Source organism: Rhizobacter sp. P3_B12, assembly GCF_056402895.1.
This window is the reverse complement of record NZ_JBFUGN010000183.1, coordinates 1-8,600: the sequence shown is the minus strand read 5'-3', so window position 1 is coordinate 8,600 and position 8,600 is coordinate 1. Positions and strand designations below refer to the sequence as shown.

General features: G+C 69.4%; 9 protein-coding genes. 3 read left to right on the top strand and 6 right to left on the bottom strand.

Annotation, left to right across the window (positions count from 1 at the left end; all coding sequences use genetic code 11):
* Positions 1 to 471 precede the first annotated feature (471 nt).
* Both AC1D01_RS12535 and AC1D01_RS12530 read right to left on the bottom strand, forming a co-directional pair.
* The gene (locus AC1D01_RS12535; protein ID WP_477866619.1) at positions 472 to 1,179 is read right to left on the bottom strand and encodes an ABC transporter ATP-binding protein; all 708 of its coding nucleotides are present in this window, start codon (positions 1,177 to 1,179) and stop codon (positions 472 to 474) included.
* A 34-nt stretch (positions 1,180 to 1,213) separates the two neighbouring features.
* Positions 1,214 to 2,518 carry an efflux RND transporter periplasmic adaptor subunit gene (locus AC1D01_RS12530; protein ID WP_477866617.1) on the bottom strand — a complete coding sequence of 435 codons (1,305 nt, stop codon included), beginning with the start codon at positions 2,516 to 2,518 and terminating at the stop codon, positions 1,214 to 1,216.
* A gap of 148 nt (positions 2,519 to 2,666) precedes the next feature.
* Between AC1D01_RS12530 and AC1D01_RS12525 the strand changes: the two genes are divergently transcribed.
* Complete coding sequence (locus AC1D01_RS12525; RefSeq protein ID WP_477866615.1) at positions 2,667 to 3,119, top strand: hypothetical protein; 453 nt, start codon at positions 2,667 to 2,669, stop codon at positions 3,117 to 3,119.
* Between the two features lie 4 nt (positions 3,120 to 3,123).
* Here the strand turns inward: AC1D01_RS12525 and atpE are convergent, their stop codons facing one another.
* Positions 3,124 to 3,366, bottom strand: coding sequence for a F0F1 ATP synthase subunit C (atpE, locus tag AC1D01_RS12520; protein ID WP_047511051.1), 243 nt, complete (start codon positions 3,364 to 3,366; stop codon positions 3,124 to 3,126).
* A 14-nt stretch (positions 3,367 to 3,380) separates the two neighbouring features.
* Positions 3,381 to 3,743: a nuclear transport factor 2 family protein gene (locus AC1D01_RS12515; RefSeq protein ID WP_477866613.1), complete on the bottom strand. Its 363-nt coding sequence runs from the start codon at positions 3,741 to 3,743 to the stop codon at positions 3,381 to 3,383.
* Positions 3,744 to 3,858: 115 nt separating this feature from the next.
* Here AC1D01_RS12515 and AC1D01_RS12510 point away from each other — a divergent pair, with 115 nt between their 5' ends.
* Entirely contained in the window at positions 3,859 to 5,133 is a 1,275-nt protein-coding gene (locus tag AC1D01_RS12510) for an amidohydrolase family protein (protein ID WP_477866611.1), read from the top strand.
* On the opposite strand, the gene AC1D01_RS12505 is transcribed toward AC1D01_RS12510, so the two are convergent.
* Together AC1D01_RS12505 and AC1D01_RS12500 are read right to left on the bottom strand one after the other, a co-directional pair.
* Positions 5,130 to 6,185: a M48 family metallopeptidase gene (locus AC1D01_RS12505; RefSeq protein ID WP_477866609.1), complete on the bottom strand. Its 1,056-nt coding sequence runs from the start codon at positions 6,183 to 6,185 to the stop codon at positions 5,130 to 5,132. The two genes, AC1D01_RS12510 and AC1D01_RS12505, sit on opposite strands and share 4 nt — an antisense overlap.
* Positions 6,182 to 7,480: a YjgN family protein gene (locus AC1D01_RS12500; RefSeq protein WP_477866607.1), complete on the bottom strand. Its 1,299-nt coding sequence runs from the start codon at positions 7,478 to 7,480 to the stop codon at positions 6,182 to 6,184. Before AC1D01_RS12500 ends, AC1D01_RS12505 begins: the two co-directional genes overlap by 4 nt.
* A 116-nt stretch (positions 7,481 to 7,596) precedes the next feature.
* On the opposite strand from AC1D01_RS12500, the gene AC1D01_RS12495 reads away from it, so the two are divergent.
* Positions 7,597 to 8,214: a glutathione S-transferase N-terminal domain-containing protein gene (locus AC1D01_RS12495; protein WP_477866605.1), complete on the top strand. Its 618-nt coding sequence runs from the start codon at positions 7,597 to 7,599 to the stop codon at positions 8,212 to 8,214.
* The last annotated feature ends 386 nt before the right edge of the window (positions 8,215 to 8,600 follow it).

Here is an 8,600-nt window from a genome sequence, read left to right as displayed (position 1 = left end):
CCCGGGGGGCGCCGACTCCACGAAGAAGCTCGGCTTCGGGGGTGCATCGGCAAACTCCCGTCACTCACTTCGTTCGTTGTGGTCAAACACAGCCGATGAGTCAGTCTACGAAGCGCGCTGGCGCGCGCCACCCCCGAAACCGATCTTCTYCGTCGCCYCAGAAATCGCCCCCAGCCCAGACCCCCAGCCGCCGCGAAGCACCACCGGCTCTTGTTGGGGGGAAAAGACCGGTCAGTCCGTTGAGCATGCGGGCGTGGGCGCGCTTCGTCGGTCTGTTCAATCTCTTTCACCACCACGCACGGAGCTGCCGTGTCGGCAAAGGCGCGGGTGGGGAGGCTGTGGAGCGCCAATAGGGACGGGCCATGAAACCAGTCAGCGSAGGGAAGTCTTCGCCCCCCAGGGGGCGAAGACCGCACCGGCCGGCGAGCCACAGCCTCCCCACCCGCGCCTTTGCTCGCGCCGTTCGACATCTCAAGCCACCACTTCGCTCGATGCAGTCAGACGAAGTTCGTCCGAGACATCGACGACCTGTCCATCGACCACATGCACGTTCCGCTGCGCCCGCGCCGCCAGTTGCGGGTCGTGCGTCACCATCACGATCGTCGCTCCGGAGCGGTGCAGCTCCTCCAGCAATGCCATCACGCTGCGTGCCATCTGGCTGTCGAGGTTGCCGGTCGGCTCGTCGGCCAGCAGCAGCCGCGGGCTGCCGGCCAGCGCCCGTGCGATCGCGACCCGCTGCTGCTGCCCGCCCGACAGCTCGGCCGGGTAGTGGCGCTCGCGCGCGGCCAGCCCCACCCGCTCCAATGCATCGCGCACACGCCGGCGCCGCTCGTCGGCCTTCATGCCGCGGTACCGCAACGGCACCTCCACGTTGTCGGCGATGTTCAGGTCCGGGATCAGGTTGAAGGCCTGGAAGATGAAGCCGATCTTCTCGTTGCGGATGCGCGAGCGGGCGTTGTCGTCCAGCTGCCCCACCTCGACGCCATCGAGCAGGTAGCTGCCACCGGTCGACGCTTCCAGCAGCCCGGCGATCGTCAGGAAGGTCGTCTTGCCCGAGCCCGACGGGCCCGTCACCGCGACGAACTCGCCCTCCTTCACCTCCAGGTTGAACGCGCGCAGCGCATGGGTCTCGATCACCTCGGTGCGGTAGACCTTGGACAGGCCGGTCATCTTGAGCATGGGAGTCCTTCGGTTCGTTCCTGGATGGGTTGAATCACTGGCTGACGGCGACCTGTTCGGCGCCCTGGAACAGCTCGGCACCGGACACCACGACCCGGTCGCCGACGGCCAGGCCGCCGAGGATCTCGACCTTGTCGAGACTGCGCGCACCGACACGGATCGGCGTCTTCACCGCCACGCCATCGCGCAGCACGTACGCATGGGCGCCGCCCGATTCGTCGACGAAGCTGCCGCGCTGCACGGCCAGCACGTCATCGCGCTTGTCGAGCAGCACGCGCACCGACAGGCGCTGGTTCTGCCTCAGCTGGCTCGGCTGCTCGGCCGCGCCGCCGCTGAAGCGCAGCCGCGCCGCCACCTCGTTGTTGACGACCTCCGGCGACACCGTGCTGACCGCCGCGCGCCAGGTGTGGCCGTTGCCGCTGATCTCGCCCGGCATGCCGACGCCGAGATCGCGCGCGAAGCTCTCGGCCACCTGCATCTGCACCTCCAGCGCCGACAGGTCGATCACCGACAGCAGCTGCGCATCCTTCGCGACATTCGCATGCTCGGCAATGAACAACTGCCCCACCTGGCCCTCGACCGGCGAACGCACCGTCAGGCTCTCGACCTGGCGCTGCAGGTCCTTCACCAGCAGCAGCTGCCGCGCATGCGCGAGCTGCCTGGCCTGCACGTCGAACTTCAGGCTGTCGTCCTTCAGCCGCAGGCCGGCCTCGGCATGGTCGAGCGCGATGCGCGCCTTCTGCAGCGTGTCGCGCGCATGCTCGACCTGCATGCCCGACACCGCGCCGGCGTCGAACGCCTTCTGCTGGCGCGCCAGATCGTTCTGCGCACTGCTGTGGTCAATGCGCGCCGCATCGAATGCGCCCTGCAAGGCACCGCGCTGCTGCCGCGCATCCACGTCGGCACGCAGCACGTCGGCCTTCATCGCATCGGCATTCGACAGCTCCTGCGCGAGCTTCGCGGCCAGCTCGGGGCTGTCGATCACCGCGAGCACCTGGCCGCGCGCGACGCGGTCGCCGGCATGCACCTTCAGCGTCGCGGCACCGCCGCCGGCGGCGTACAGCGTCGGGCTCACCGCGGCGACGACCTTGCCCTCGGCGGCGATGTCGCGCACGAACGGGCCACGCTGCACGGTCGCGACCACCAGCCGCGAGGCCGACACCGACGGGCCGCTCGAGAAGCCGTACCGCAGCGCCGGCGTCGAGAACGCCACCGCGACCAGGGCCGCCAGCGCCGCGCCGACCGCGAGCCATGGCCCGGGCCGCATCCGGCGCTTCGGCAACGGCTGGTCCTGGGCCGAGGTGTCGCGGATCAGCGGGGCGTCGTTCGCAGCGTTCATGCCTGCTTCATTGCAACGCCCGTGCCCGCGCCCGCCGGCGATGAAAGTCCCGTCGAATCAAGGGCTTGGCGTGGATTGCCCCTGGTGCCGATGTGTCCGCGGACAGCCGCCGGACGGACAACGGACAGCGCGCGGACAATCCGCGGCCATGATGCCGACACCCACCACCGCCCTGGCCGCGCTGATGCAGGCCTTCTTCGACGCCGTCTCCTTCGAGCCCGGCGGACGCCCGCCCTACGAGCGGCTGCACGGGCTGTTCATCGACGGCGGCCTGCTGATCCGCAACATCGGGCCGGCACCCGAGGTGACGGGCGTCGCGCAGTTCATCGCGCCGCGCCAGCGCTCGGTCGAGGCCGGCGAGCTGACGGCGTTCCGCGAGACCGAGCTGGCCGAGATCACCGAGGTGTTCGGCCAGGTGGCCCACCGGACCAGCACCTACGCGAAGACCGGCACGCTGAACGGCCAGGCCTTCGCGGCACGCGGCGTGATCTCGACGCAGTTCGTCTCGACGCCCGCCGGCTGGCGCATCAGCGCGATGGCCTGGGACGACGAGCGGCCGGGGCTCGCGCTGCCGGCGCGCTACGAGCCGCCCGCCGCCTGAACGCTCAGCCCTTGAAGGGGTTGGCGGTCGCGAACCACAGCCCGATGCCGGTCGCGATGATGAACGCGCCGTCGAGCACGCCGACCAGCAGGAACACCTTCTGCTGCAGCGGCTCCATCAGCTCGGGCTGGCGCGCCGAGGCTTCGAGGTACTTGCTGGCCAATACGCCGACGCCCAGGCAGGAGCCGATGGCGCCGAGGCCGATCATGTGGCCGACGGCCAGCGGGACGAGGTCGATACCGTTCATGGCGAGCCTTTCGTTCACTGTGAGGTCTGGTCGAGGAAGCCGGTGACGCTGCGCAGGCGCCGATCGTCGAGCAGCTCGGCGAAGTCGGTCCCGCGTGCCACGCCCTGTCCGCCGGCATCGCACAGCTGCCACGAGAAGCGCAGGTAGCGGCCATGCGCATCCACGGCGCCATGCGGCTCGAAGCGGTGACCCGGATAGTGCTGCTGCACGGCGCCGATCAAGCCGCTGATCGCCTCATGGCCACGAACGTCGGCCAGCGGGTCGGTGTAGCGCGCGTCGGCACTCCACAGCTCCGCGATCAGCCGCGCCCGACGTGCCGCATCGCTTTCGTTCCAGGCCTCCAGATAGCGGGCAACGAGTGTGCTGGCATCATTCATGAATGCTCCTTCGGGGTTGAGTGAGTGAGAGGACATGGCTGCATCCTCGCGGCCTGGCCACCTGCAGTCGATGACCTCCCAGGTCAAGTCGCCACGCCAGTCAAAGGAGAACCCGATGCTGTTCGTTCGCAACGTCACCCTGCCCGACGGCCGCCACGGCCACGATGTGCTCGCGCGCGACGGCCGCATCGAGGCGATCGGCCCCCAGCTGCCGCAGCCCGAGGGCGCAACGCTGCTCGACGGCCACGGCTGGCTGCTGTCGCCGCCCTTCGTCGACGCGCATTTCCACATGGACGCGACGCTCAGCCACGGCCTGCCGCGCGTCAACCAGAGCGGCACGCTGCTCGAGGGCATCGCGCTGTGGGGCGAGCTGAAGCCGCTGCTGACGCAGCAGGCGCTGGTGGAGCGCGCGCTGCAGTACTGCGACTGGGCGGTGGCCAAGGGCCTGCTCGCGGTGCGTTCGCACGTCGACATCTGCGACGACCGGCTGCTCGCGGTCGACGCGCTGCTGCATGTGAAGCAGGTGGTGAAGCCCTGGCTCGACCTGCAGCTGGTCGCGTTCCCGCAGGACGGCGTGCTGCGCTCGCCCAGCGCGCTCGCCAACCTGAAGCGCGCACTCGACCGGGGCGTCGACGTGGTCGGCGGCATCCCGCACTTCGAGCGCACGATGGCCGACGGCGCCGAGAGCGTGCGGCTGCTGTGCGAGCTGGCGGCCGAGCGCGGGCTGCGCGTCGACATGCACTGCGACGAGAGCGACGACCCGCTGTCGCGCCACATCGAGACGCTCGCGTTCCACACGCAACGGCTCGGGCTGCAGGGCCGCGTCACCGGCTCGCACCTGACCTCGATGCACTCGATGGACAACTACTACGTCAGCAAGCTGCTGCCGCTGATCGCCGAGGCGCAGGTGCATGCGGTGGCCAACCCGCTGATCAACATCACGCTGCAGGGCCGCCACGACAGCTACCCGAAGCGCCGCGGCATGACGCGCGTGCCCGAGCTGATGGCCGCCGGCGTCAACGTCGGCTTCGGCCACGATTGCGTGATGGACCCGTGGTACTCATCGGGCAGCGCCGACATGCTGGAGGTCGCGCAGATGGGCCTGCATGTGGCGCAGATGACCTCGCAGGCGCAGATGCGGGCCTGCTTCGACGCCGTCACCGTCAACAGCGCGAAGATCCTCGGGCTCGAGGGCTACGGGCTGCAGGCCGGGGCACGCGCCGACTTCGTGCTGCTGCAGGCGCGCGATCCGGTGGAAGCGATCCGGCTGCGCGCGACGCGGCTCGCGGTGGTGCGCGGCGGGCAGGTCGTCGCGCAGACGCCGGCCGCCACCGCGACGCTGTCGCTGCCGGGGCGGCCGGGCAGCGTCGACTGGACGCTGCAGCGCTAGCGGCCTGCGGCCTCGCGGAAGTAGCGGATGCGGTCGTCGTCGGCCGGGTGCGATGCGATCGCAATGCCCAACCAACCGGGCTCGGCGCCGTCGGCACGCTTGCGGCGCTCCTCGGCGATCTTCTCGAAGAAGCGCACCATCGCGTCGGGCGAGATGCCGGCGGCCTTCATCAGGTGCACGCTGTCGACATCGGCCTCGCGCTCGGCATCGCGCGCATAGCCCGCCTGCCCCAGCACCAGCGGCACGCCGGCCAGCAGGCTGCTGAAATCGCCGAACACCACGCTCGTCACGACGCCCAGCGCAGTCGCCTGCACCAGCATGCGCAGCCCGTGGCGGTGGCGCACATGGCCGAGCTCGTGGCCGAGCACGCCGACGATCACCGATTCGTCGCCATCGACCAGCGCCACCAGCTCGTCGGTCAGCACCATCGTGCCGCCAGGCAGCGCGAACGCGTTCGGGCCCAGCGACTTGTCCTTGCCGCGGCGGAACAGCAGCTGGTGCGGCGGCGCGCCCTGCGGCCAGGCCTGTGCCACCGCGCGCTCGAACGCCGCGCGCAGCTTCGCCTGCTGCGCCGCCGGCAGTTCGCTCGGCTGCACCAGCTGGCCGTCGACCGACTTCATCGCCGCCTCGCCGATCTCGCGGTCGACCGAAGGCGGCAGCATCGCGACCACGGCGCGCGAGGCCCATGGCAGCCCCCACAGGTAGCCGGCGCCCAGCAGCAGCGCCAGCGCGACGACGATGCCGCCGACCCAGCGCCAGCTCTGCTGCGCCTTGACCACCAGCGTCTCGCCGCGGCCGCTGGCGCGCGCCCAGGCGTCCCACGCCGCCGAGTCGGTGCAGTGCAGCGCACCGCCGTCCTTCAGATGCGCGACGCGTGCGCCGTGGCGGGTGCGCTCCGGCCATTGCACCTCGGCCAGCGGCACGCTGCGCGCGACGCCGTCGCCGGCGACCAGCAGCCGCTCGCCGTTCACCTGGATGCGCACGTGGTGGCTGCGGGCGCTGCGGCCGTCGAAGAAGTCGACCTCGAGGGCCGGAGCAGCGGGCGCGTTCACAGCCCGACGTCGATGCCGAAGAAATCACCGGCCGCGTCGCCGGCGGCATCGCCTTCGTGGCCGGCCTGCGCGACCAGCGCGTCGAGGTGGGTGCGGCTGACGATGCCGACCGATTCGAGCCGCAGCCGGGTCAGCGCGACGCGCGCGAACGGCCAGTACAGGCCGAGCGTGACGATCATCAGCACCCAGTTCAGCAGCGTCACGCGCAGCAGCGGCCAGAAGCGCAGCTCGCTCTTGAAGCGCAGGTGCTGGTTGCCGGTGCGCGACCACAGCAGGTTCTGGAAGCGGGAGGTGAAGTACGGGCGGGCGAAGACCTGCATCAGCAGCCACGAGGCCAGGATCACGACGAAGCCGAGCACCACCGCCGCGACGCGGCCGGTCTCGCCGCGGTTGCGAATGAAGTCGGCCACGCTGGAGCCGAGCAGCGTGGCCATGCCGAACACGACGAGGCCGGCCACGACGCCGGCCACCAGCCACACGCCCAGGCTCTTCAGGCACAGCCCATAGAAGGCCCCGGGGCCGGCGCGCAGCTCGGTCTGCAGCTGCGCGAACGCATAGTGGTCGTGCTGGTACTTCTTCAGGTTCCACATCATCAGCGGAAGCACGAGCAGCGTCACGCCCATCACCGCGGAGAAGATCGGGCCGAACCAGCCGGGCGGGTGGACCTGGTCGGGCACCGCGAGCAGGACCACCAGCAGCACGGCGCTGGGGGCGAACACCGGCAGCAGCGCGCGGTAGGCGCCGGCGACGTCGCCCTTGAAGCGAAAGCGCAGCCCGCGCCAGCTGGTGTTGGCGAGGCGGAACTGCAGCGACGACTTGAACAGCGCGGGCCACAGCGCCGCGACGATCACGAAGGCCACGAGCCCGGCCATCGGCGAGAACTGGCCGGCCACCGAGTACAGCGCGCCGAGCAGCACCACCAGCAGGTAGCCGCGCAGCATCTTCTTCGGGTCGCCGTGGAAGCCGAGCGGATGGCCGGCCACCAGCGTGTTGCCGTAGAAGTAGCGCAGGCGGCGCACCTTGGCCCACGGGAAGTAGAGCCCGGCGGTGACCAGCGTGAGCAGCAGGTTGACGATCCAGATCCGGAAGTATTCGCTGCCGGAGCCGGTGAAGCGGATCGGCAGGCGTTCGTTGAGCGTGCTGTCGAAGCTGGACGGGGTGACCGTGGGCGGCGCGGTGGTGCCGAGCGTCGAGACCACGCCGTTCAGGCCGGCGCTGTCGATGCTGGCGCTCTGGGCGGGCTGGTCACCGTCGGGCGTGATGAATCCGCCCTGGGGGCCGTGGGGTGTTGTCATGTCGTGTTGCGCCGTGCGGGGGTGGATGGCCGGCGTTCTCCCTCGCCGAAAACTTTAACACTGCGTTTCAGACAGCCACCCTTCGCTAGAATCGTTTTCACTCCAGGGACACCCACATGAAACTCATCGGCTCGCTCGCAAGCCCGTACGTGCGCAAGGTGCGCATCGTGATGGCGGAAAAGAAGCTCGACTACCAGTTCGAACTGGAAGACGTGTGGACGAGTGACGCGATCATGAAGTCCAACCCGCTGGGCAAGGTGCCGGTGCTGGTGATGGAGGGTGGCGAGGCGGTGTTCGACTCGCGGGTGATCGTGGAGTACATCGACACGCGGTCGCCGGTGGGCAAGCTGATTCCCGAGACCGGCCGCGAGCGCACCGAGGTGCGCACCTGGGAGGCGTTGGGGGATGGCCTGCAGGATGCGGCGATCCTGGCAAGGCTGGAGCAGACCTGGGCCGGCCGCAGCGAGGGCCAGCGCAGTGCGGCCTGGGTGAGCAGGCAGATGGACAAGGTGCACGCCTGCCTGGCGGCGATGAGCCAGGGTCTGGGTGACAAGGCCTGGTGCTCGGGCAACCACTTCACGCTGGCGGACATCGCGACGGGCTGTGCCCTCGGGTACCTGGATTTCCGGTTCGCCCATATCGACTGGCGGGGGTCGCACCCGAACTTGTCGAAGCTCTACGAGAAGCTGGCGCTTCGGCAGAGTTTCATTGATACGGCTCCGCCGAGGATTTAGGTCTTGTTCACTGCGTGAGGCTGCTGCCGGGTCTCGCCCCGGCGGGCGAGTCACTTTCATTTGAAGCCCAAATGAAAGTAACCAAAGCAAAGGGCCTCAATACAACACCATACGGTTCGTTCWGYCYCGCTGCGGACARCACKGCCACTTCGGCTGCACATCACCGTTCATTGGGATTGTTGCCCGTTCTTCTCCACCCAGCTCGCTGCGCATCGCCGGGAGGACGCAGTGGCGGCGGCGACCGCCGGTGCAAGACGATGCGACGCGAAGCGAGCGAGTCGAGGGAAGCGGGAGAACAACAATCCCAATGAACGGTGATGTGCAGCCGAAGTGGCCGTGTTGTCCGCAGCCAGACTGAACGAACCGTATGGTTTTCAAAGCCCTTT

Bases quoted from the DNA above. Each gene is read 5' to 3' on its own strand.
- AC1D01_RS12535 (WP_477866619.1), bottom strand. From the start codon at position 1,179: ATGCTCAAGATGACCGGCCTGTCCAAGGTCTACCGCACCGAGGTGATC.
- AC1D01_RS12530 (WP_477866617.1), bottom strand. From the start codon at position 2,518: ATGAACGCTGCGAACGACGCCCCGCTGATCCGCGACACCTCGGCCCAG.
- AC1D01_RS12525 (WP_477866615.1), top strand. From the start codon at position 2,667: ATGATGCCGACACCCACCACCGCCCTGGCCGCGCTGATGCAGGCCTTC.
- atpE (WP_047511051.1), bottom strand. From the start codon at position 3,366: ATGAACGGTATCGACCTCGTCCCGCTGGCCGTCGGCCACATGATCGGC.
- AC1D01_RS12515 (WP_477866613.1), bottom strand. From the start codon at position 3,743: ATGAATGATGCCAGCACACTCGTTGCCCGCTATCTGGAGGCCTGGAAC.
- AC1D01_RS12510 (WP_477866611.1), top strand. From the start codon at position 3,859: ATGCTGTTCGTTCGCAACGTCACCCTGCCCGACGGCCGCCACGGCCAC.
- AC1D01_RS12500 (WP_477866607.1), bottom strand. From the start codon at position 7,480: ATGACAACACCCCACGGCCCCCAGGGCGGATTCATCACGCCCGACGGT.
- AC1D01_RS12495 (WP_477866605.1), top strand. From the start codon at position 7,597: ATGAAACTCATCGGCTCGCTCGCAAGCCCGTACGTGCGCAAGGTGCGC.